24 protein-coding genes and 1 pseudogene are annotated in these 22,591 nt (G+C 62.8%); 14 read left to right on the top strand and 11 right to left on the bottom strand.

What is annotated here, in order from left to right:
• Positions 1–45 precede the first annotated feature (45 nt).
• Positions 46–429, bottom strand: a complete 384-nt coding sequence (locus tag X735_RS152900) for a fimbrial protein (protein WP_023810973.1) — start codon at positions 427–429, stop codon at positions 46–48.
• 26 nt (positions 430–455) lie between these two features.
• On the opposite strand from X735_RS152900, the gene X735_RS152905 reads away from it, so the two are divergent.
• Both X735_RS152905 and rpoH read left to right on the top strand, forming a co-directional pair.
• Positions 456–1,505, top strand: a complete 1,050-nt coding sequence (locus X735_RS152905) for an RluA family pseudouridine synthase (protein WP_023810972.1) — start codon at positions 456–458, stop codon at positions 1,503–1,505.
• A 190-nt stretch (positions 1,506–1,695) separates the two neighbouring features.
• Positions 1,696–2,607 (top strand): RNA polymerase sigma factor RpoH, encoded by a 912-nt coding sequence (gene rpoH, locus X735_RS152910; RefSeq protein WP_013529255.1) that lies wholly within the window; start codon positions 1,696–1,698, stop codon positions 2,605–2,607.
• Between the two features lie 301 nt (positions 2,608–2,908).
• On the opposite strand, the gene X735_RS152915 is transcribed toward rpoH, so the two are convergent.
• From X735_RS152915 to X735_RS152930, 4 genes are all read right to left on the bottom strand, one after another.
• The gene (locus tag X735_RS152915) at positions 2,909–3,781 is read right to left on the bottom strand and encodes an MBL fold metallo-hydrolase (protein ID WP_031213173.1); all 873 of its coding nucleotides are present in this window, start codon (positions 3,779–3,781) and stop codon (positions 2,909–2,911) included.
• Positions 3,782–3,928: 147 nt separating this feature from the next.
• Complete coding sequence (locus X735_RS152920; protein WP_023810970.1) at positions 3,929–4,588, bottom strand: peroxiredoxin; 660 nt, start codon at positions 4,586–4,588, stop codon at positions 3,929–3,931.
• 221 nt (positions 4,589–4,809) lie between these two features.
• Positions 4,810–5,175 (bottom strand): cell division protein ZapA, encoded by a 366-nt coding sequence (locus tag X735_RS152925; RefSeq protein WP_023810969.1) that lies wholly within the window; start codon positions 5,173–5,175, stop codon positions 4,810–4,812.
• A gap of 11 nt (positions 5,176–5,186) precedes the next feature.
• The gene (locus X735_RS152930) at positions 5,187–5,459 is read right to left on the bottom strand and encodes a DUF4164 domain-containing protein (protein ID WP_013529251.1); all 273 of its coding nucleotides are present in this window, start codon (positions 5,457–5,459) and stop codon (positions 5,187–5,189) included.
• A 263-nt stretch (positions 5,460–5,722) separates the two neighbouring features.
• Between X735_RS152930 and tkt the strand changes: the two genes are divergently transcribed.
• From tkt to X735_RS152965, 7 genes are all read left to right on the top strand, one after another.
• Complete coding sequence (gene tkt, locus X735_RS152935; protein WP_023810968.1) at positions 5,723–7,714, top strand: transketolase; 1,992 nt, start codon at positions 5,723–5,725, stop codon at positions 7,712–7,714.
• A 153-nt stretch (positions 7,715–7,867) separates the two neighbouring features.
• Entirely contained in the window at positions 7,868–8,878 is a 1,011-nt protein-coding gene (gene gap / locus X735_RS152940; RefSeq protein ID WP_023810967.1) for a type I glyceraldehyde-3-phosphate dehydrogenase, read from the top strand.
• Between the two features lie 218 nt (positions 8,879–9,096).
• A complete protein-coding gene (locus X735_RS152945; protein ID WP_023810966.1) occupies positions 9,097–10,986 on the top strand; it encodes a potassium/proton antiporter in 1,890 nt (629 codons plus the stop codon).
• 146 nt (positions 10,987–11,132) lie between these two features.
• Complete coding sequence (locus tag X735_RS152950) at positions 11,133–12,329, top strand: phosphoglycerate kinase (RefSeq protein ID WP_023810965.1); 1,197 nt, start codon at positions 11,133–11,135, stop codon at positions 12,327–12,329.
• A gap of 134 nt (positions 12,330–12,463) precedes the next feature.
• The gene (locus tag X735_RS152955; protein WP_023810964.1) at positions 12,464–13,489 is read left to right on the top strand and encodes a class I fructose-bisphosphate aldolase; all 1,026 of its coding nucleotides are present in this window, start codon (positions 12,464–12,466) and stop codon (positions 13,487–13,489) included.
• A 165-nt stretch (positions 13,490–13,654) separates the two neighbouring features.
• Positions 13,655–14,398: a thioredoxin family protein gene (locus X735_RS152960; protein ID WP_023810963.1), complete on the top strand. Its 744-nt coding sequence runs from the start codon at positions 13,655–13,657 to the stop codon at positions 14,396–14,398.
• 62 nt (positions 14,399–14,460) lie between these two features.
• Positions 14,461–15,228, top strand: coding sequence for an SGNH/GDSL hydrolase family protein (locus tag X735_RS152965; protein WP_023810962.1), 768 nt, complete (start codon positions 14,461–14,463; stop codon positions 15,226–15,228).
• Here X735_RS152965 and X735_RS17315 read toward each other — a convergent pair.
• Positions 15,196–15,357, bottom strand: coding sequence for a hypothetical protein (locus X735_RS17315; RefSeq protein ID WP_023810961.1), 162 nt, complete (start codon positions 15,355–15,357; stop codon positions 15,196–15,198). The genes X735_RS152965 and X735_RS17315 overlap by 33 nt on opposite strands.
• Before the next feature lie 117 nt (positions 15,358–15,474).
• Positions 15,475–16,421, bottom strand: a pseudogene (locus X735_RS01000000165795) (ring-cleaving dioxygenase).
• A gap of 313 nt (positions 16,422–16,734) precedes the next feature.
• Between X735_RS01000000165795 and X735_RS1000000167465 the strand changes: the two are divergent.
• The 4 genes from X735_RS1000000167465 to X735_RS152980 all read left to right on the top strand — a co-directional run bounded on the left by X735_RS1000000167465 (position 16,735) and on the right by X735_RS152980 (position 18,906).
• Positions 16,735–16,902 carry a hypothetical protein gene (locus X735_RS1000000167465; RefSeq protein WP_023810960.1) on the top strand — a complete coding sequence of 56 codons (168 nt, stop codon included), beginning with the start codon at positions 16,735–16,737 and terminating at the stop codon, positions 16,900–16,902.
• Positions 16,903–16,990: 88 nt separating this feature from the next.
• A complete protein-coding gene (locus tag X735_RS152970; RefSeq protein WP_023810959.1) occupies positions 16,991–17,581 on the top strand; it encodes a DJ-1/PfpI family protein in 591 nt (196 codons plus the stop codon).
• A 72-nt stretch (positions 17,582–17,653) separates the two neighbouring features.
• A complete protein-coding gene (locus X735_RS152975) occupies positions 17,654–18,061 on the top strand; it encodes a hypothetical protein (RefSeq protein WP_023810958.1) in 408 nt (135 codons plus the stop codon).
• 125 nt (positions 18,062–18,186) lie between these two features.
• Positions 18,187–18,906, top strand: coding sequence for a YafY family protein (locus X735_RS152980; protein WP_013529238.1), 720 nt, complete (start codon positions 18,187–18,189; stop codon positions 18,904–18,906).
• A gap of 59 nt (positions 18,907–18,965) precedes the next feature.
• Here X735_RS152980 and X735_RS152985 read toward each other — a convergent pair whose 3' ends face one another.
• From X735_RS152985 to X735_RS152995, 4 genes are all read right to left on the bottom strand, one after another.
• Positions 18,966–19,661, bottom strand: a complete 696-nt coding sequence (locus X735_RS152985) for a DUF1013 domain-containing protein (protein WP_023810957.1) — start codon at positions 19,659–19,661, stop codon at positions 18,966–18,968.
• A gap of 307 nt (positions 19,662–19,968) precedes the next feature.
• On the bottom strand, positions 19,969–20,616 hold the full coding sequence (locus tag X735_RS152990; RefSeq protein ID WP_023810956.1) for a hypothetical protein: 648 nt from the start codon (positions 20,614–20,616) through the stop codon (positions 19,969–19,971).
• A 277-nt stretch (positions 20,617–20,893) separates the two neighbouring features.
• Positions 20,894–21,034 (bottom strand): DUF1127 domain-containing protein, encoded by a 141-nt coding sequence (locus tag X735_RS1000000167460; RefSeq protein WP_013529236.1) that lies wholly within the window; start codon positions 21,032–21,034, stop codon positions 20,894–20,896.
• A 193-nt stretch (positions 21,035–21,227) separates the two neighbouring features.
• Positions 21,228–22,238 (bottom strand): NAD(P)H-quinone oxidoreductase, encoded by a 1,011-nt coding sequence (locus X735_RS152995; RefSeq protein WP_032909131.1) that lies wholly within the window; start codon positions 22,236–22,238, stop codon positions 21,228–21,230.
• A 123-nt stretch (positions 22,239–22,361) separates the two neighbouring features.
• Between X735_RS152995 and X735_RS153000 the strand changes: the two genes are divergently transcribed.
• Positions 22,362–22,556: a DUF1192 domain-containing protein gene (locus X735_RS153000; protein ID WP_023810953.1), complete on the top strand. Its 195-nt coding sequence runs from the start codon at positions 22,362–22,364 to the stop codon at positions 22,554–22,556.
• Positions 22,557–22,591 lie beyond the last annotated feature (35 nt).

Here is a 22,591-nt window from a genome sequence, read left to right as displayed (position 1 = left end):
TGAGGCTTGCTCATTGGCCTGCTGCCGTTCATCGTTGCAGCTCGGTCACTTGTTGCGGATCGCAAAGCGGCCGATCAGGCGTCGCTCCGTGATGTCGTAGACGAAGATCGTGCGGCTGCCGTCGGCAAGCTCGGCGTCGATCGAGACCCGATTGCCGGACAGCGACTGGCTGACCACCTTGGCGCCGACCGGCAGCACGATATCGCCGCTGACCGGTTCGCCAGCAGGTGTCTGGATGTCGCCGGCCAACGGCGGGTTCGTCGGCGGCGCATTGCGCGCTTTGTAGACAAGGGCGCCGATCACCACCATAAGGGCGAGGAACAGCAGGCCGAGATTGATCCCGACGAACCGGACGAGTTTCTTGCGCACCTTTTCGACCTCGGGGTCGAGCGGCTTTTCCTGGTCTTCCTCGGCAATTGGGGTGGCCATGACAAACAATCCGGAACGGTTTTTCAATGAGCGCTCATAGCGAAGAGACCCCTGAATTGATAGAGCACCAATTCATGCAGCCCACTGTGCTGGTGGCGGGCGCGGATGCGGCCGGCCTGCGCCTCGATCAGTGGCTTGCGGCGAGCCTCGGTCCGGACATGTCGCGCAGCCGCGTGCAGATGCTGATCAGGCAGGGCGCGGTCTCAGTCGACGGCAAGCCGATCGACGAGACCAAGCGCAAGATGACGCCAGGCGAAAGCGTGTCGGTTGTCATGCCGGAGCCCGAGCCGGCGGCGCCACAAGGCGAGAACATCGCGCTCGATGTGCTCTATGAGGACGATGAGCTGATCGTCATCAACAAGCCGGCGGGGCTTGTCGTTCATCCCGGTGCCGGCAACTGGACCGGCACGCTGGTCAACGCGCTGATCCATCACTGCGGCGACAGTCTTTCCGGCATCGGCGGCGTGCGCCGGCCGGGCATCGTCCACCGTCTCGACAAGGAGACCAGTGGCGTCATGGTGGTGGCCAAGACCGACCGCGCCCACAAGTCGCTGTCCGAAGCCTTCGCCGATCACGGCCTGACCGGCGACTTGGAGCGCGCCTATCTGGCGCTGGTCTGGGGCATACCGCAGAGGCCGACCGGAAGGGTCGACGCGCCGCTCGGCCGCGCCGCCGACCGCGTGCGCCGTGCCGTGGTGCCGGAAGGACGCGACGACGCCCGCCATGCGGTCACCCACTTCGCCGTGCAGGAGCGCTTCGGCGAGAACCAACAGGAGTTCGCCACGGCCAGCCTGGTCGAATGCCGGCTGGAAACTGGCCGCACCCACCAGATCCGCGTCCACATGGCGCATATCGGCCATCCCGTGGTCGGCGATCCCGACTACGGGATGGCCTTTCGCACCAAGGCCAACCGGCTGCCCGAACCGCTGAAAAGCCAGGTCAAGGCATTTCCCCGGCAGGCTTTGCATGCCTGGCTCCTTGCATTTCGCCATCCCACTACCCATCTAACGGTGAGGTTCGAAGCGCCTATACCGGGGGACATGGAGGAACTCGTAAGCGGTTTCCGCAAGCTCTGAACCTGCCACAGAAAAACCTGAGCGGCATTGTTCACTTCAACGTGACACACTGTTTCGTGTTGAACAAATGCCTGTCTTTTCTGGTTTTGTTCCTGTATAAGATCTGATGTCGCGGGCGAGCCTTTTGGTGCTCGCGTCACATGCCCGCCGCGTTTCGGGGGCATCACTCCAATAGAGAGGGGGCGCTATCATGGCCCAGTCATTACCCAGTATCGTTTCCGGCGAAGGCGGCCTCAGCCGCTACCTGGAAGAAATCCGTCGCTTTCCCATGCTGCAGCCGCAGGAAGAGTACATGCTCGCCAAGCGTTACGCCGAGCATGAAGACACCTCCGCTGCGCACAAGCTCGTCACCAGCCACCTCAGGCTCGTCGCCAAGATCGCCATGGGCTATCGCGGCTATGGCCTGCCGATCGGCGAAGTGATCTCGGAAGGCAATGTCGGCCTGATGCAGGCCGTCAAGAAATTCGAACCCGAGCGGGGCTTCCGCCTCGCGACCTACGCCATGTGGTGGATCAAGGCCTCGATCCAGGAGTACATCCTGCGCTCGTGGAGCCTGGTCAAGATGGGCACGACCGCCAACCAGAAGCGCCTGTTCTTCAACCTGCGCAAGGTGAAGGGCAAGATCCAGGCGCTCGACGATGGCGACTTGAAGCCCGACCAGATCGCCGAGATCGCCACCAGGCTGAACGTTTCCGAAGCCGAAGTGGTGTCGATGAACCGCCGCCTGTCCGGCGACGCCTCGCTCAACGCCCCGATCCGGGCGAGCGAAGGCGAATCCGGCGAATGGCAGGACTGGCTGGTCGACGACCACGAAAGCCAGGAAGAGATGCTAATCGAGCAGGACGAGCTGGAAAACCGGCGCGGCATGCTGTCGGGCGCTCTTGCCGTGCTTAACGAGCGCGAGCGGCGCATCTTCGAGGCCCGTCGCCTCGCCGAGGAGCCGCTGACGCTGGAAGAGCTGTCGTCCGAGTTCGACATCAGCCGCGAGCGCGTGCGCCAGATCGAGGTGCGCGCCTTCGAGAAGGTGCAGGACGCGGTCAAGGCCGCCGCCAAGCGCCAGACCCAGGCGCTGCGCACCATCGAGGCACAGCCGGCGGCGTAAGGTTAGCTTCGGTTACAAAAATCAAGGCGGCGTCAGAAAACTGGCGCCGCCTTTTTTGTAGCGGACTGCAATGGTGGTTGGCGAAAGCGGAGGCGACATCCGATCTCCCCCCTTGCGGGGGAGATGTCCAGCAGGACAGAGGGGGGTGTGAAGGATCGCTACTTTTCGGCGTCAGTCACCCAACCGAAAGACTGAAGGCACAACCACAATTAGCTGACAGGTTGGCGGGACAGCACCCCCCTCTGCCCTGCCGGGCATCTCCCCCGCAAGGGGGGAGATTGGCAACTTCGCCAACAGCCCCTCAAAGCCCATCCAGCGGAAACTTCAGGTACCGCCGGCCATTGGCTTCCGGTTCCGGCAGCCGTCCGCCATTCATGTTGACCTGCAGCGCATGCAGGATCAGCCTTGGCATCGGCAGCGTCCTGTCGCGCGCCTCGCGCAAGGCGACGAACTCGGCCTCGCTGCGCGCGGCGACGAGATGGATGTTGGTAGCCTTCTGTATGGCGACCGTGCTCTCCCACAAAGGCTCGCGGCCGCCGGCCTGATAGTCATGGCCGACGAACACCCGCGTCTCGTCCGGCAACGCCAGAATGTCCTGGATCGAGCGCCAGAGCCGCGCGGCACTGCCGCCGGGAAAGTCCGTCCGCGCCGTGCCGCTGTCGGGCATGAACAGCGTGTCGTGGATGAAGGCGGCATCGCCGATCAGATAGGTGATCGAGGCCAGCGTATGGCCGGGCGAGAACAGCACCTTGACCGGAAGGGTACCCACCTGGAAGGTTTCGCCTTCACCAAACAGCCTGTCCCACTGCGAACCGTCGGCGGGAAAATCCGGCCAGTTGTAGATCGCTTTCCACAAATTCTGAACGTCGACGACCCTGTCGCCGATCGCCGTCGGCGCGCCGGTCTTCTCCCTCAGATAGTGTGCCGCCGAGAAATGGTCGGCATGCGGATGGGTGTCGAGGATCCATTCGACGCTCAGTCCCTGCTCGCTGATGAAGTCGAGCAGGACATCGGCATTCGTCGTTGCCGTAGCACCGGATTTCTCGTCGAAATCAAGGATCGGATCGATGATGGCGCATCGCTTCGCCGCCTGGTCGGCGACGACATACTGGATGGCCCCGGTCGGCTTGTCATAGAAGCCGCTGACCTGCGGCTTGGCCAAAGCTACGTCCAATTCCGGCTTCCCCAACTCTCGGTCGCCAGGAATGATTTGCTCTGACGACACCCGAGAGGAGCATGGTTGTCCGCTCGGGTGCGGCAGTCAAGTATCACTTGGCTCGCAAGGGCGAGAAGGCCAAAGATCGCTCCGAAGCGCCTGGGATCAGGCCGATGGCTGCTTGGTCTTCCGCAGATAGGGCAAAATGGTCTCGTAGGCGCCGAAGCGCTTGATCGCGTCTTCGTTGGAGACAGCAGCGGTGATGATAACGTCCTCGCCCTGCTTCCAATTCGCCGGTGTCGCCACCTGGTGCTTGGCGGTGAGCTGCATGGAATCGACCGCGCGCAGGATCTCATCGAAATTGCGCCCCGTGGTCATCGGGTAGGTCAGCACCAGCTTGATCTTCTTGTCAGATCCGATGACGTAGACCGAGCGCACCGTGGCATTGTCGGCCGGCGTACGGCCCTCCGACGTCTCGCCGGCACCGCCCGGCAGCATGTCGTAGAGCTTGGCGACCTTGAGGTCCTTGTCGCCGATCAGCGGGTAGCTCACCGAATGACCGGTCGCCGTCTTGATGTCGTCCTGCCACTTGCCGTGACTTTCGACCGGATCGACCGAAATGCCGATGATCTTGACATTGCGCTTCTTGAACTCGCCTTCGAGCCCGGCCATCGTGCCAAGCTCGGTCGTGCAGACCGGCGTGAAATTCTTCGGGTGACTGAACAGGATCGCCCAACCGTCACCGATCCAGTCATGGAATTTGATCGTCCCTTGCGTGGTCTCGGCGGTAAAATCCGGCGCAATGTCGTTGATACGAAGGCTCATGGTACATCTCCCCTGTAAACGGAACCGTCGGCAGCGAGGAACAGCACGCGGCAATCACGCCGACATCAAGCTGTCCCGCCCGGCATCGTTGCATCTTAGCGCAAAAATCGTGGCTGCAAGATAATATGAAACTCTTGTCGGCGGCAGGCGAGCATTTTTATGCTGCCGAATACGCGGCGCGCATATGAGAGCCTGTTGGGCTGGACAGGAAAGGTTCTGCCTCAGGATTTGTTGACCGCCAGCGTCACAGTCAGGTCTTCCATGCGCTGTGCCAGCGCGCCGAGCGCGTTGGTCAGCACGCTATCGCTTTTGTCGGCCTTGGTCAGAGCCTCGTCGCGGGTCTTGCGCAGGGTCAGCACTTCGCTTTCCATGCCCTTGACGCGTTTCTGCAACTCCGAGAGTTCATCCATCACCATGATGCCGGCCATCACGGTCAGCCGCTGATCGCCGATCTCGCCGAACGAGTCCTTCAGGTGTGAAACATAGCGGTCGAAGCGTTCGGCAAGGTCGATCAGATGCTCTTCCTGGCCCTCGTCGCAGGCCATGCGATACTGCTTGCCGTCGATTGAAACCGTGACCTGTGCCATCGGGCCAGCTCCTATCTGTCCAACACGGCGCGGATGGTTTCCATGGCAGTCACCAAACGTCGCGAGACTTCCTTGTTGGCATCTTCCAGCCGTTCGGCGCGCGCTTCGGAATTATCGAGTTCCTGCGCCAGCCGCGAGCGGTCGGCATTCATCCGCTGCACCTCGGCCTCGGCTTCGGAGTAGTCGCGTTCATGCTCAAGCTTGGCCGCGACGGCGTTTTCCAGCCCCTCGATGGCCTTGCCCAGCCTCGCGATGACTTCCTTGAGTGTGGCTTCCCCGGTCATGGCCTTCGTCCTGTGCCCTGCCCATCACCGAATCGTTCACGTTCAGAACGCGTTATCCCTGAAACATTAGGCACCGGGTGAAGGCAACGTCAATAAAGCTCTCGCGACTGTCCCCTGCTAACGCTAATGTAGACCCGCCGCCGGCATCACAAGACCGGCAAATGTGCACCCGATTTGTTGACTAAAAGCCCGCGCCTGCTATGTGTCGCGCACCCTTTTCAAGGGCTCTCCCAAGCCCCCAAACCCCCACTTCTGGAGGAACCATGACGTCGCGTGAACAACATGACCGGATGGCCAATGCGATCCGCTTTCTCTCCATGGACGCCGTCGAGAAGGCAAATTCCGGCCATCCAGGCCTGCCCATGGGCTGCGCCGATATCGCCACGGTGCTGTTCACGCGCTTCCTGAAATATGATCCCAAGGCCCCGCACTGGGCCGATCGCGACCGTTTCATCCTGTCGGCCGGCCATGGCTCAATGCTGCTCTATTCGCTGCTGCATCTGACCGGCTACGAAGACATGACCCTCGACCAGATCAAGCACTTCCGTCAGTTGGGCTCGAAGACCGCCGGCCATCCCGAATATGGCCATGCCACCGGCATAGAGACGACGACGGGCCCGCTCGGCCAGGGTCTCGCCAATTCGGTCGGCTTCGCGCTCGGCGAGCGCATCATGAACGCCGCCTTCGGCAACGATCTCGTCGATCATTACACCTATGTGCTGGCCGGCGACGGCTGCCTGATGGAAGGTGTTTCCCAGGAAGCCATCGCGCTTGCCGGCCATCTCAAGCTCAACAAGCTGATCGTCTTCTGGGACAACAACGACATCTCGATCGACGGCCCGGTCTCGCTGTCCGACAACACCGATCAGGTCGCCCGCTTCCAGGCCTCCGGCTGGAATGCCATCCACATCGACGGCACCGATCCGGAAGCCATCGCTTATGCCATCGAAGCTGCCCGCCATTCCGACAAGCCGACGATGATCGCCTGCAAGACGACCATCGGCTTCGGCGCACCAACCAAGGCCGGCACCAACAAGGCGCACGGCTCCCCTCTGGGCGCCGACGAAATCGCCGGCGCGCGCAAGTTCTTCAACTGGGATTCGCCGCCCTTCGAGATTCCAGCCGACATTCTCGACGCCTGGCGCACCGCCGGCAAGGCCGGCGTCAAGGCGCGTACAGACTGGGAAGGCCGCCTGGCCAAGGCCGACGCCAAGCTGAAGGCCGAGTTCGAGCGCCGCATCAGCGGCAAGCTGCCGTCCAATTTCGACGCCGTCATCGCCGACTACAAGAAGAAGCTGTCGGCCGACAAGCCGAAGGTCGCCACCCGCAAGTCTTCCGAGATGGCGCTGGAGGTCATCAACGGCGCCGTGCCCGAGAGCATCGGCGGCTCCGCCGACCTGACCGGCTCCAACAACACCAAGACCAGCCAGACCAAGAACATCACGTCGGACGACTATGGCCAGCGCTATGTCCACTACGGCATCCGCGAGCACGGCATGGCCGCCGCGATCAACGGCCTGACGCTGCATGGCGGCCTCATCGCCTATGGCGGCACCTTCATGTGCTTCTCCGACTATGCCCGTCCGTCGATGCGGCTCGCCTCGCTGATGGGCATCCGCTCGATCTTCGTCATGACCCATGATTCCATCGGTCTGGGCGAAGACGGCCCGACCCACCAGCCGGTCGAGCATCTGGCCGCATTGCGCGCCATTCCCAATCACAATGTCTTCCGCCCGGCCGACGCCGTGGAAACCGCTGAATGCTGGCAGATCGCCCTGGAGTCGGAAAAGACGCCGTCGACGTTGGCGCTTACCCGCCAGAACCTGCCGACGGTACGCAACGAATTCGTTGCCAACAACTTGAGCAGCCAGGGTGCCTATGAGCTGGCTGCCGCCAGCGGCGAGGCAACGGTGACGATCTTCGCCACCGGCTCCGAGGTCGAGATCGCACTCGGCGCCCGCGACCTGCTGGAAAAGCACGGCCATCCCACCCGCGTCGTCTCGGTGCCCTGCTTCGAACTGTTCGACCAGCAGAGCGACGACTACCGCAAGAAAACGATCGGCAACGCGCCAATCAAGATGGCGATCGAAGCCGGCATACGCCAGGGCTGGGATCATCTGATCGGCTCCGACGGCATCTTCGTCGGCATGACAGGCTTCGGCGCCTCGGGCACGATCGAGCAACTCTATCCGCATTTCGGCATTACCGCCGAAGCCGCGGCCAAGGCGGCGGAAGCCCGCCTGCTTACCAAATAGGTTCAAGGTTCGGCGAAATCGCGTAAGGCGGTCTCGCCGGGCCGGCCCAACTTAATCGATTTAAATCCACGCCACTGCGGCTGGATTCTTTCTGCTTCCACAGCTATGAAACTGCGGACCCTCATCCGCCCTCCAACTCCCAGGGAGAGAATTATGACCGTCAGAGTTGCCATCAACGGATTCGGCCGCATCGGCCGCAACATCCTGCGCGCCATCCATGAATCCGGCCGCAAGGACATCGACGTCGTCGCCGTCAACGACCTCGGCCCGGTCGAGACCAATGCGCACCTGTTGCGCTATGACAGCGTGCATGGCCGCTTCCCGCATGAAGTTTCAGTTTCCGGCGACCAGATCACCGTCGGCAAGGAAACGTTCAAGGTCACCGCGATCAAGGATCCGACCCAGCTGCCGTGGAAGGAACTCGGCATCGACATCGCGCTCGAATGCACCGGCATCTTCACCGCCCGTGACAAGGCAGCGGCACACCTGACCGCCGGCGCCAAGCGCGTCATCGTTTCGGCCCCGGCCGAAGGCGCCGACCTCACCGTGGTCTACGGCATCAACCACGACCAGTTGACCAAGGACCATATCGTCATCTCGAATGCCTCTTGCACCACCAACTGCCTGGCGCCGCTGGCAGCCGTGCTGCACGAGACGGTCGGCATCGAAAAGGGCATGATGACGACGATCCATTCCTACACCGGCGACCAGCCGACGCTGGACACCATGCACAAGGATCTCTACCGCGCCCGCGCCGCTGCCCTGTCGCAGATCCCGACCTCGACCGGTGCCGCCAAGGCGATCGGACTGGTGCTGCCCGACCTCAAGGGCAAGCTCGACGGCATCTCGATCCGCGTGCCGACCCCGAACGTCTCGGTCGTCGATTTCAAGTTCATCGCCAAGCGGTCGACCACGGTGCAGGAGATCAACGACGCGGTGATCGCCGCCTCCAACGGCAAGCTCAAGGGCATTCTCGGCGTCACCCATCACCCGAACGTGTCGATCGACTTCAACCACGATCCGCGCTCCTCGATCATGGCGCTCGACCAGACCAAGGTGATGGACGGCAACTTCGTGTCGGTGCTGTCCTGGTACGACAATGAATGGGGTTTCTCCAACCGCATGGGCGACACATCGGTCGCCTTCGGCAAGACCATCGCCTGATCACAAAACTCTCTTTTCGAGACTTGGAACGCCCGGCTTTGCCCGGGCGTTTTTCATGAGCGCAGCTTGCGCCTTTCCAAATTGTGTCCTGGACGCCAAAACATCCAAAAATCAGCGGCATAGGCCAAAAAGCCACCCTGCCGCCTTGCACTGGTCACGTCTTCGCCCCACTCTCTCGCAAAGCAGGAGACAGACGAATTTGAGGGGCTGATTTCAGGATGGAGCATGCGATCTATCTCGTCACGCTGGTCGGCACAGCGCTTGTCGTCGCCGCCGCGTTTTCGAGCCTGATCGCCTTCCGCTTCGGCGCCCCTCTTCTGCTCCTGTTTCTCTGCATTGGCCTCGCCACCGGCACTGATGGTCTCGGCATCCAGTTCGACAACGCCCGCATCGCTTATTTTGCCGGCTCACTGGCGCTGGCGGTCATCCTGTTCGATTCCGGTTTCGGCACGCCGCTCAACGCCTTGCGGCAGGCTGCAGGCCCGGCTTTGTCGCTGGCGACCTTCGGCGTGCTTGTCACCACCGGCCTGTTCGGCGTCGCCGCCCATTATCTGCTCGATCTCACCTGGCTGGAATCCTTCCTGCTCGGGGCTGCCGTCGCCTCCACAGATGCGGCGGCCGTGTTCTTCCTGTTGCGAGCCGGCGAGATCAATCTGCGCGAACGCGTGCGCTCGACGCTGGAGGTGGAATCCGGCACCAACGACCCGATCGCCATCTTCCTGACCATCACGCTGGTAGAGATCATCGCCGCCCACGCCAACCCCGAGACCAATGTTCTGGTCACCAGCCTGTTTCTCGGCTTCCTCCTCAACATGGGCCTCGGTGCAATCGTAGGCGTGCTGGGCGGTCTCGCCATCGTGCGCCTCGTCGACCGGCTCAATCTCGACCACGGCCTGCTGCCGATCTTCGTGCTGACCTTGTCGCTGATGGTGTTTGCAGCAGCCGGCGCCATTGGCGGCTCAGGCTTCCTGGCGGTGTATATCGCCGGCCTTATCGCCGGCAATTCCGACATCCGAGCCGTCACCATCCTCAAGCGTTTCCAGGACGGCATGTCGTGGCTGGCGCAGATCATCATGTTCCTCATCCTCGGCCTGTTCGCGACGCCGTCGCAGTTTCCGGCGATCATGGTGCCGGCGGTGCTGCTCGGCCTATTCCTGATGTTCGTGGCGCGGCCAGTCGCCGTCTGGCTCTGCCTGATCCCGTTCCGTCTGCCGCGCCCCGAAGTCGCCTTCATCTCGTGGGTCGGCCTGCGCGGCGCGGTGTCGATCCTGCTCGCCATCACCCCGCTGCTCGGCGGCCTGGAAAACGGCCGTGTCATCTTCAACACCGCCTTCATCATCGTGCTCGTGTCGCTGGTCATCCAGGGCTGGACGGTCGGACCGCTGGCGCGCCGCCTCGGTCTGATCGTGCCGGCACGGCTCGGACCGCTGGACAAGGTCGAGCTTGAATTGCCGGGCTCGGCCCATCACGAGCTTCTTGCCTATCGCGTTGCACACGGCAGCCCGGTGGCGCGCGGCGAGCGGATCCCACGCTGGGCGCGGCCCTCGCTGGTGCTGCGCGACGGCCGCTCGATGCGCTTCCAGGACATGGGCCGGCTCGCCGCCGGCGACCAGGTCTATATTTTCGTGCCGGACCGCTATCCGCGCCTGCTCGACAAGCTGTTCGCGAGCCGTGCCGTGGTCGATCCCGAGGATGCCGATTTCTTCGGTGCCTTCGCGGTCGACCCCGCGCGCTCCGCCGCTGAACTGGAAGCGGCCTATACGCCAGGCCTGACCGAAGCGGAGCAAAAGCTCACCGTTGGCGCGCTGGTCACGGCGCGGCTCGGCGGCCATGCCGAATATGCCGACCGCGTCCTGCTCGGCCCGATAGAACTGATCGTCCGCGACGTCGACGACAAGGGCAAGATCATAGGCCTCGGTCTGTCTTTCGAGCCGACCGCGCCGGTGGCGCGGGTGCCGGTCTTCCTCAGCGCCGGCGAAATCGGCGACCGTCTTTCCGCCTTCATCCGCAACTGGCGCAAGCCGACCGAGACGCAGGAGACCGAGGCGCGGGCGGACGAAAAGCCGGCCCCGGAGCCGGCGCCGGAAAAGGCAGCAACCGAAAGCTGACAAAACCGCTATTGAGCGCTGCCATTCATCCGCCCTGCCGGCGCAAGATCGTACCCAGTTCAAAATTTCGGTTCGAGCGCGCCCTAAGCCTTGCATCGTCACCGATGCGGGGTATGGTCCCCCGGTTTTTCGCGAAAGGAACCCGCATGGCCGCCTTCAAGACACTCGACGATATCGGCAACATCAGCGGCAAGCGCGTGCTGGTGCGCGTCGACCTCAACGTGCCTGTCACTGAGGGCAAAGTCACCGATGCCACCCGCATCGAACGCATCGCACCGACTATCGCCGAGCTATCGGCCAAGGGCGCCAAGGTCATCCTGCTCGCCCATTTCGGCCGGCCCAAGGATGGCCCCTCGCCCGAATTCTCGCTGGAGCCTATCGCCAGGGCGACAGCCGACGTGCTCGGCCGTCCCGTCGGTTTCGCCTCGGATTGCGTCGGCGACACGGCCGGAAGCGCCGTCGCCGCCATGAACAAGGGCGATGTGCTGCTGCTTGAAAACACCCGCTTCTACAAGGCCGAGGAAAAGAACGATCCGGCCTTCACCGAAAAGCTTGCCGCCAATGGCGACATCTTCGTCAACGACGCCTTTTCCGCCGCGCACCGCGCCCATTCGTCGACCGAGGGGCTGGCGCATCTGTTGCCGGCTTTTGCCGGCCGCACCATGCAAGCCGAGCTTGAGGCGCTGGAGAAGGGCTTGGGAAAACCGGTTCGTCCGGTCGTCGCCATTGTCGGCGGCGCCAAGGTCTCGACCAAGATCGATCTGTTGATGAACCTGGTGAAGAAGGTTGATGCCCTCGTCATCGGTGGCGGGATGGCCAACACCTTTCTTGCCGCGCGTGGCACCAATGTCGGCAAATCGCTGTGCGAGCATGATCTCGCCGCGACCGCCAAGCAGATCATGATCGAGGCGGCCGAGGCCGGCTGCGCCATCATCCTGCCGGTCGACGGCGTCGTCGCCAGGGAGTTCAAGGCGGGCGCGGCCTGCGGGACCGTCGCTATATCGGATGTGCCGGCCGACGGCATGATCCTCGATGTCGGCGCCAAAACCGTGACGGCCATCGGCGAATGGATCGACCGCGCCGCGACACTGGTCTGGAACGGCCCGCTCGGCGCCTTCGAGATCGCGCCCTTCGATCATGCGACGGTGGCAGCTGCCAAGCACGCGGCGTCGCGCACCAAGGCCGGCAAGCTGGTCTCGGTCGCCGGCGGTGGCGATACGGTGGCGGCGCTCAACCATGCCGGCGTCGCCGACGACTTCACCTATGTCTCGACCGCCGGCGGCGCTTTCCTGGAATGGATGGAAGGCAAGCCGCTGCCCGGCGTCGACGTCTTGAAGCGCTGAGGCTCCGAGGCGATCAACACTCGGAGAGCGAACAAGGCCGCCCGAGGCTTTCAATCGATTCGAGCTTTCCGATGCCATTCCTTTGGCGGTAGACTTCCGTTAAGCGCGGAACAACCGTTTCAGGAGAAGCCACAATGAGCGAACGTCTCGAAGACATTGCCGCTGCGATCGTCGCCGATGGCAAGGGCCTGCTGGCCGCCGACGAAAGTTCGGGCACCATCAAGAAGCGCTTCGACGTCATTGGCGTCGAATCGACAGCCGACAGCCGCCGCGATTACCGCGAGATGATGTTCCGCACCAGGGAGGCAATGACCCGCTACATCTCCGGCGTCATCCTCTATGACGAGACGATCCGCCAGAAGGCCGCCGACGGCACGCCGCTGGTCGACATCATCAAGGCGGCCGGCGCCATCCCCGGCATCAAGGTCGATGCAGGCGCCAAGCCGCTGGCCAGGTTTCCCGGCGACACCATCACCGAAGGCCTCGATGGCCTGCGCGAGCGCCTTGCCGACTACTACAAGCTCGGCGCCCGCTTCGCCAAATGGCGCGCGGTGATCGACATCGATGTCGCCAAAGGCGTGCCTTCGGGGACCTCGATCGGCTCCAACGCCCATGCGCTCGCCCGCTATGCCGCTCTTTGCCAGGAAGCCGGCATCGTGCCGATCGTCGAACCGGAGGTGCTGATGGATGGCGCCCACGACATCGACACATGCTACGAGATCAGCAAGGTGATTTTGCTCAAGCTCTATAGCGAACTCTACGCGGCGCGCGTCGTGCTGGAAGGTACTATCCTGAAACCGAACATGGTGCTGGCCGGCAGGAAATCAGGCAAGGTGAGTGGCCCTGAAGAAGTCGCGGAAAAGACTATAAAGCTGTTCCGCGAAACCGTACCGGCAGCCGTGCCGGGCATCGCCTTCCTGTCCGGCGGCCAGGAGGACGAGGAAGCGACCGCCAACCTCAACGCCATCAACGCCATCGGGCCGCACCCGTGGAAGCTGACCTTCTCCTATGGTCGCGCGCTGCAGGCCGCGCCACAGAAAGCCTGGAGCGGCAAGGCCTCGAACGTCGCCGCCGGTCAGGCTGCCTTCACCCATCGCGCCCACATGAACCATCTGGCAGCGCTCGGAAAATGGAAGGCGAGCCTGGAACAGGCCGCCTGACCACAGTCCTTTCTTCCTCCTTCGAACCCGGGCCGATGCGCCCGGGTTTTTTGTTTGTGACTTGCCGGGCTTGGGGCGGAGCCTCTCCGTCCTTATTTCCTCTCGGGCGATGTCGGGTTGTGCTCATCCCGAACGTCCTTGGAATGACACTTCAGGGAGAGGTTCATGCATCGCAACAAGGTCGTTTCGCGCGAAGACCGGTTCCAGGCGCACAAGGCGCATCTGGCGCGCGAGAAGGAACTGACGCGGCTCCGCGAGCGGATCGCGGCTGAGCGGCGTGAATTGCCCTGGCTGAAGATCCGGAAGGACGATGTCTTCGAGACCGGGCAAGGGCCGAAGAGACTGGCCGACCTGCTTGCCGGCAACAGCCAGCTGATCGTCTATCACTTCATGTTCGGGCCGGGCTGCGTCAATCATTGCGAGGGCTGCTCATTCCTTGCCGACCATATCGACGGCGCCAATCAGCATCTGCGGCATCACGACGTGTCGCTGGTCGTGGTTTCGCGCGCCCCACTGGCGGAACTTCTGCCTTACAAGCAGCGCATGGGCTGGAAGTTCGACTGGGTGTCGTCCTATGCCTCGGATTTCAACTTCGACATGCAGGTCTCCTTCACCGACAAGCAGATCGCCGCCGGCGACACCACCTACAATTTCGAGACCCGTCCACGGACATCGAAGGAGCTTCCCGGCACCAGCGTTTTCTACCGGGACGAGACCGGCGACATCTTGCTCACCTTCATGTCGCGCGCCCGCGGCGGCGAGGCGCAGATCGGCGCCTACGACTATCTCGACATGACGCCGAAGGGCCGCAACGAGAACGGCCCCTATCACGGACTGATGGATTGGGTGCGGCTGCACGATGAATATCATCAGGGCAAGCAAGCGGGGCAGGCGAGTTGCTGCGATTGAAGAGCGTTCCCGTCGACCAAAACATGCGCTAAGGCTGCCGCTGATCGTTTAACGGTACTGCTATGCGCTTCCCGGCCTTACTCACCTGGCTCGCCTTCCCGGTCTATATTTGGCAAGGCCTCGGCGTGCGACGCCGCACCACGCGCATGCTGCCGGCGCAAGGGCCGGTCATGCACGAAATACCAGGCAAGGCGCCTGATATCTCGCTTCTGGTGCTGGGCGATTCCTCCGCCGCGTCGGTCGGCATCGGCAATTCGGAAGACGGGCTTGCCGCGCAACTCGCCGTGCTGATTTCACAGAGTACAGGCCGCGCCGTGCGCTGGCGCGCTGCCGGCTTCAATTCGGCAACGTCTGGCCAGATCCGTGACCATGTCCTGCCCAATCTGTCGGCCGATCCATGGACGCATATCGTGCTGGCCATCGGCACCAACGACACCAAGAATTTTCACTCCGTGCCGCGCTTCAAGAAGGAGTTCGGCGGCCTGCTCTACGCGATGCGTGCCAAGTGGCCGGAAGCACGCGTGGTGTGGTCGCCGGTGCTGGAGTTCACGCGGGCGCCGGCCATGCCGCCGCTGCTCGGAAAAATTCTTGAGATTCGCGCCACCGACATGAACCGGATGGGCGAACGCCTTTGCCTGGAGCGCGGCGCGGTGCCGGCGCCGCGCCTGCCGATCACCAATCCGGAAGCCGGCTTTGCCTCGGACGGCTTTCACGCCTCGGAAGCAGGCTACCGGGCTTGGGCCGAGCATCTGGTTGGCCCGGTGCTTGGCAATTGGGCACCGACGACAAGTGCCGTCCTACGTCAAATGCCCGAGCACGGCCGCCAGTGAAATCGCGGCCATGGCGAGCAGTGCCAGCTTCCAGAAATCGCCGCGTCGCTTGAGGCCTGGCCAGCCGAGCGGCTTGATCAGTTGAATGACCATGAAACCGACGATGACAAGGGCGAGGAATTTCGTCATGCCGCCTTTGACCAGCAACGCGCCCGGCTGTCAAAGCACGTCGTTCATTGCCTGAGAAAGAACGACGCCGCGATCCTAGGTCGGAACGCGGCGCCCGTCTGCGACTGGGAAAACGATCTACTTCAGCGGCTTGAGGCCAGCCTCGATCGAAGCCCGCTTCGGTTCGAGGAATGGCGGCAAGGCGAGGCTTTCCCCCAGTGTTTCCAGCGGCTCGTCGGCGGTGAACCCCGGCCCGTCGGTTGCGATCTCGAACAGGATGCCATTCGGCTCGCGGAAGTAGAGCGAACGGAAATAATAGCGCTCGACCTCGCCGCTCGACGGCAGCCGGAACTCGGCCAGCCGCGCCGTCCATTGATGCAGCGTCTCCTGGTCCGGCGCCCTGAAGGCGACATGGTGAACCGCACCCGCGCCTTGCCGCGCCGGCGCCAGTCCCGGCTGCACCAGGACATGCAACTCCGCCGCCGGCCCGCCCTCTCCCATTTCGAAGACGTGAACCTGCCCCTCCGGCGAGACATAGTCGCGCGCCTTGCGCATGTTCATCACTTTGGTCACCACCGCTTCGGTGTTGGTGATGTCGGGAACGCTGATGACGATCGGCCCGAGCCCGCGTATCTGGTGCTCGACCGGTACCGGGCTTTGCGCCCAGGGATGGCTGCCGCCCTTGCCGCCATCGCGGACCAGGCGCAGACGCTGGCCCTCGGGATCTTCGAAGTCCAACGACGCATAACCGCCGATGTCGGCGACCTCTCCTGTTGCCAGGCCTTCATCGGTCAAGTTTGCTTCCACCAGGCAAGGCTCTCCCGGCTGCCGACCCTGAGGCTGGTCCGCACGATGCTGTGCGTGCCGCGCCGCTCGCGGCCGACCGGCCAGTCGAAGAAGGTAAGGTCGGTGCCCGGCGTCGCTTCGCCGTCGGCATAGAAGAGGTGGTAGGCCGAGGTGTCGTCCTGGTTTACGGTCTTCTTGACCAGCCGCAGACCCAGCACCTTGGTGTAGAAATGAAGATTGCCAGGCGCATTGGCGGTGATGGCGGTCAGATGGTGGATACCTGTCAGTTGCAAGCTCATCGTCGTCTCCCTGCTGTTGGGGAAGAATTTTCTCCCTTCATATCAGACCTGCGGTCACCTCGCTGAAGGCCTCGTATTCCGACAGTCCGTCGCCGGACGCTGAACAGCGGCGCCGAAAACAACGTCGTCGCCATGAACAATCGGACGTCGCAAACCTGCCTTGAGGCACCGCTCGATGCGGCGAGAAGCGATGCCTTGCCTGCGGCGCGCGCACCGGCCGCAACTATTGTCTCGCGCCCTGACATCCTCCTGACAGACTGCTGTCAGGAGGGGTATGCGATAGTGCCTCTACACAGAGAGAGGAGACTTAGCCATGAACGGTTACACCATTCTGCGCGGCATGCAGCACTATGTCGGCAAGATCCGGACGATGCGCAACGAGATCCGCACCCAGCGGTTCATGAACTCGCTGCCGGCGGACATTCGCAAGGATATCGGCTGGCCCGACATGTACGCCGACCGTGGCTCTCGCGGCAATTGAAGCCAATTTTTCGACCCGGCGATTGGATGTGGGCGCGTCAACGCCCAGATAACAAGCAGGGTAACAGGTCGACACGCGGAGCGCGCTTATGCCCGAACAAAAGACAATCGGTTTCCTTTTCATCGAAGGCTTCGCTGACTGGGAGTATGGGCTGCTGGCGGCCTCGGCGGTCGAATGGTTCGGCGCCCGTGCCGTGTCGCTGACGCCTGATGGCAAGCAGGTGACGGGCATTAGCGGCTTTCGGCTGATCCCCGATCGCGCAACAGGCGCCGGCGAGAATGCCGATCTCTATGCCATTGCCGTCATTGGTTCCGACCGGTGGACGGGCAAGGCACCGCCTGATGTAGGCGACCTGCTTGCCGCCATTGCATCGCGCGGCGGCGTGGTCGGCGGCATCTGCGCCGGCACGCTGGCGCTGGCCCGAGCCGGCCTTTTCGAGAAGGCCAGGCATACCAGCAATGGCCGCGAGTGGATCAAGGGTCATGAAGCCGGTTATGCCGGTGCCGAGAACTACGAGGATGTGCCGCATGCCGTAGCCGACGGCAACATCGTTTCCGCACCGGGCTCGGCACCAGGCACCTTCGCACTCGCCTTTCTGAAGGCGCTCTACCCCGAAAGAGGCAGCGATCTCGCACAGATGCGGACGCTGTTCGCCAAGGAGTACGCTGAAGCCTCCTGACAGTATGCTGTCAGGAGGGGCGTGCAATGGTGCCAGCTTCGGACACTGCGCATTGGCGTTAAAGGACGATCGATGAAGAGTTGGAACGACAGACTGAGCACACCAGGCATCAACGGCGTGAGGCCGACGCCGCGCACGATGGCCGATGTCGTCGAAGGCCAGCCTATGCTGGTGCCGACGGCGCGCCAGGTCGATGATTTCATCCGCTCGATTCCCGAAGGCGTCGAGATGGATATGCGTGCGCTGCGTACAGCACTTGCCATAGAGCATGGCGCCGAAGTGACATGCCCGGTCACCATAGGCTATCATCTGCGCACTGTTGCCGAAGCCGCCAACGAGGACCTCCAGCGCGGTATGACGCTGAGTGGCGTGGCACCATTCTGGCGCGTGCTCGATGCGAAAACACCGACGACGAAGAAACTGTCCTTCGGCGCGGAGTTCGTCGCCGCGCAGCGCAAGCGCGAAGGGCTGAAGCCATGATACATGCCGCCCAAAAGTGTTCTGCGGTTTTGGGATAGCGGCATGCGCGAAAACACGATGCATGCCACCCAGAGGTGGACCGGTTTCGGGCGACATGCATAGAGACAACGCCGAGGGACCATACGATGCGCCGCGCCGACAGGCTCTTCCAGATCGTGCAGCATCTGCGCGGTGGCCGACTGGTCACTGCCCAGAAGCTCGGCACGTGGCTCGAAGTTTCCGAGCGAACCATCTATCGCGACATTGCCGATTTGCAGTCGACCGGAGTGCCGATCGACGGCGAGGCCGGCGTTGGCTATATGATGAGGGAGGGTTTCGACCTTCCGCCGCTGATGTTCACGCGTGACGAGATCGTCGCGCTGGTCGCCGGCGCCCGCATGGTGCGCGCCTTTGGCGGTGCCGCCATGGCGAGGGCCGCCGACGAGGCGCTGGTCAAGATCGGCGCCGTATTGCCCGATGCCGAGAAAGACCGCATCGCCCGCACTGAGATCCACACACCGATGTGGGTGGTCAGCGACGCTGCTCGCGAGGCGATTGACCTGATCGAGCGCGCGGTCGAAAAACGGCAGGTGCTGACCATCGACTATTCCGACGAGGCCGGCCGCGGCACCGCCCGCGATATCCGCCCGCTCGGCCTGTGGTTTTGGGGCAAGGTGTGGACGCTGGTCGCCTGGTGCGAGATGCGCGACGATTTTCGCGCCTTCCGCATCGATCGCATCGCCTCCGTGGTCATCGCTGGCCGCATCTTCAAGCCCGAGCGCGGCAAGCAGCTTGCCGACTTCTACCGCGCGGTGGAGCGCAGCGAAGATTATGGCATGGCGCCGGATCGCGCGGCGCGCAGCTGAGTTGTTGACCCAATAAAAAGCCCGCTCGAAGCGGGCTTTTATTAGAATGTCAGACAACCTCACTCGTCGTCGTCATTGTCCGTGTTCTTCGACTTCAAGGCCGAAAGCTTGGCGAACACGGCGTTGGCGTCGAGTTCGGCATCCTCGTCCTTGGGCTTCTCGGGAGCCGGCACCAGCCGCTCGGTCAAGGCCGCCGGCAGCAGCGTGTCGCCGACCGGCTGCGCCTGTTCGCGGCCGCGCGAGGCGCGATTGACTTCCATGTCGAGGTCGATCTGCGAGGCGAGGCCCAACGTGACAGGATCCATCGGCTGCAGATTGGCCGAATTCCAGTGCTTGCGCTCACGGATCTGTTCGATCGTCGACTTGGTGGTGCCGACGAGGCGCGAGATCTGCGCGTCCTTGAGCTCGGGATGGTTGCGCACCAGCCACAGAATCGCGTTCGGCCGGTCCTGGCGCTTCGACAGCGGCGTGTAGCGCGGCCCCTTGCGCTTGGATTCGGGCACCCGGACCTTGGGGTCCGAAAGCTTCAGGCGCTGGTTCGGGTCCTTCTCGGCACGGGCGATCTCGTCGCGGGTCAGCTGTCCGGTCATGATCGGGTCCATGCCCTTGATGCCTTGCGCCGATTCACCGTCGGCGATTGCCTTGACCTCGAGCGGGTGCAGCCCGCAGAACTGCGCGATCTGCTCGAAGGAAAGTGCGGTATTGTCGACCAGCCAGACAGCGGTCGCCTTGGGCATCAGCAGCGTATTGGCCATTTTACAAATCCTTCTCGTTCGCCCGCGTTCCCGCGCGGGCGGTGGTTTAGAGCCACCAAAATGGGAAATTCGCGGTCTGTATAACCGCTCTCGGGTCGTTTCGCAACGTTTTTGGAGCCAAGACCGCACCGCGTGCGCTGCGCGCTCCCAAGACCGTCAGATCGCCCGGAGCGCGGCCGTCCCTTGTTCGACGGATGGCGCAAAAAATCGCGCGTCGGCTTTCCGGCCTGTCGGTATCGGCCCGACAGCTCCACCTTACCCGAGGTCGAATGCCTCGAAACGGTAGCGGCCCAGTTGTCATCCAGGTTCAGTAGAACGGCGAATATGGCTCCAGCCCCGCTCGCGTGAAGATGGAAATGGGGTGATCAATTCGCGCGACAACGCCGGCCCCCAAGTTGATGCCCGTTCCGTCGCAAACACTAAAGATTTTCGACCGCGTTCCGATCAGCACATGGACCGGTTTTCCTGCCTGGACGGGGTATGTACTGTTGTGAATGAAAAGGACCCCGCTCGCTTGTAGCGTGTCGTGCGCATTGCCGTTGCTGCTCGAAATTTCGACGTAGTCGCGACCTGCGAATGAATTGTTCGTCCAGATGCCGACAACCCCTTCCACCGAGAGCCAACCATTCGCCCAGCCGTCCGCATCGCGCGGATGGTATTGTCTGAACAGGCGATAGGTTACGCGGTCCGATAGCCAGAAAACCGTTACGTAGCCGTCCATGTCCGGCACATAGGTGAACCAGATGCCGGTCTCGCTCGTGGCGCGCAGGCCATCAGAATCGTATGGGTCCAGATTGTTGGCACTGACGAAATCCATTGAGAGCGGTACCGGATCGGTCACGGCATGATCGTAGAGTTGGGTGAGCGTCCACCGTCCATTGTAGTTGAACCACTTGTCGAAGTAGGTTTCTCGATCGACCCCGCAGAGGCGCGGCTGGCGGCCTCCCTTGCGCAAGGGCGGCCGTTGAAGGTCAACCTCAGATTGCTGTCGAGCGCATGCGGTTGATGGCCCCAAAAAGACAAAACCCGCCGGACGGGGTCCAGCGGGCTCGGAACCGGCGACGGCAAAACCGTCAGCTCCGGCTCTTGCTTCTACGGCAAGGTCCGCTCCTTAGAGCAATTCCGGGAAAAGCGTGAAACGGTTTTCCGTCCGGAGTCGCATCGGCAGGAGCTAGAGCGGTTCAGCGTTTCCGTGAAACGGTGAGCCACCCTACAGCGAACCATGCTCGAATTCAGATGGCCCTGCGGGCGATCTTTTCGATGTCGGCGCGGTTGATGCCGAGATCGCTGAGTTGACGTGCGTTGAGACGGTTCAGTTCGCGGACGGTCTCGGTGTACATACGCCAGTTACGGAAAGCGCGGATCGGGTTCATGGTAGTCCTCCAAAATGATGTTCGTTTCGATGGTGCTCAAATAGGCGTCATCGATGAGGACTTGAATGGCTGATTTTGCATAGCAATGATGCAAATGCTGCATTGCAGCATTAAGCTTCTGTTCATCTTGTAGGCAGCCACGGGCGCGGACCTCGCTCGGCCGGCCTGCAGGCCGGCCGAGTATCGATACGGCCTAGCCGACGTCGAGCACGATCTTGCCGATATGTTCGCCGTCTTCCATCCGCTCATGCGCCCGCCATGCTTCGCTGAGCGGGAAGATCATGTCCATGACAGGAGCAACCTTGCGCGTGCCGAGCAACGGCCACACCTGCGCTTCCAGCGCCGCCGCGATCGCCGCCTTGAACTCGACGGTGCGTGGCCTCAGCGTCGACCCGGTGTGGGTAAGCCGCTTGACCATGATCTTCGAAAAATCCGCGCTTGCGACAGCACCGGCCTGCACGGCGATCTGGACGATCCGGCCCTCAACCGCAGCAGCCTCGTAGTTGCGCCCCACATAGTCGCCGCCGACCATGTCGAGGATGACATTGGCGCCCTTGCCCCCCGTCGCCTCCTTGACTGCGGCGACGAAATCCTCCTCGCGATAGTTGATCGCCCGGTCTGCGCCGAGCTTCAGGCAGGCGTCGCATTTCTCCTTGCTGCCCGCGGTGGTGATGACATAGGCGCCAAAGGCCGAGGCAAGCTGGATTGCTGTCGTGCCGATGCCGGACGAGCCGCCATGGACGAGCAGCGTCTCGCCTTTCTTGAGGGCGCCACGCTCGAACACATTGTGCCAGACGGTGAAGTAATTCTCCGGCACTGCCGCGGCTTCGGTATGGGTGAAGCCGGCGGGCAACGGCAGCACGCTGCCGGCATGGACCTTGACATATTCGGCATAGCCGCCGCCGGGCGTCAGTGCACAGACGCGGTCGCCAATGCGCCAGCGTGATATGTCGTCGCCAAGGGCCGCCACTTCACCCGACGCCTCGAGGCCCGGCAGGTCGGATGCGCCGGGTGGTGGCGGATAGGCGCCTTTGCGCTGCTGGACGTCGGGCCGGTTGACGCCGGCGGCATGCACCTTGATCAGGATCTCGCCGGGCCCGGGCTGCGGCACGTCGCGTGTTTCCGGCTTCAGCACCCGAGGGCCACCCGGCTCCGAGATCGCGATGGCCGTCATCCTTGCCGGAATTTTCTGTCCGCTCGCCATGAGATTTCCCGTCTTTCCTCGCCGTTATCCGATCGGCTGTTTGCATCGACGCCCCTGCCCTATGTATGCTGATTGCCAAATCAGGCAAATGGCCAATCTGGTCTTGGCGGAGGAGGAGCGACGATGGCGATCTTCGACGACGAACCCAAGAAGAAGGCGCGCCCGCACGAGATCGGGCAGGACCTGTCACTGCTTTCCGTCAGCGACTTGACCGAGCGGATCGGCATCCTGCGCGACGAAATCGCCCGCCTGGAAGCCGAACTCAAGGCCAAGGACACCACCAAATCCGCGGCCGAAGCACTGTTCCGCCGCGGATAGCCGCGCGGGCGCAAAGCCCGCCGCCGAAAAGCCCG

Source organism: Mesorhizobium sp. L2C084A000 (genome assembly GCF_000502875.1).
Lineage (GTDB): Bacteria > Pseudomonadota > Alphaproteobacteria > Rhizobiales > Rhizobiaceae > Mesorhizobium.
This window is presented reverse-complemented; position numbering and strand designations above follow the sequence as displayed.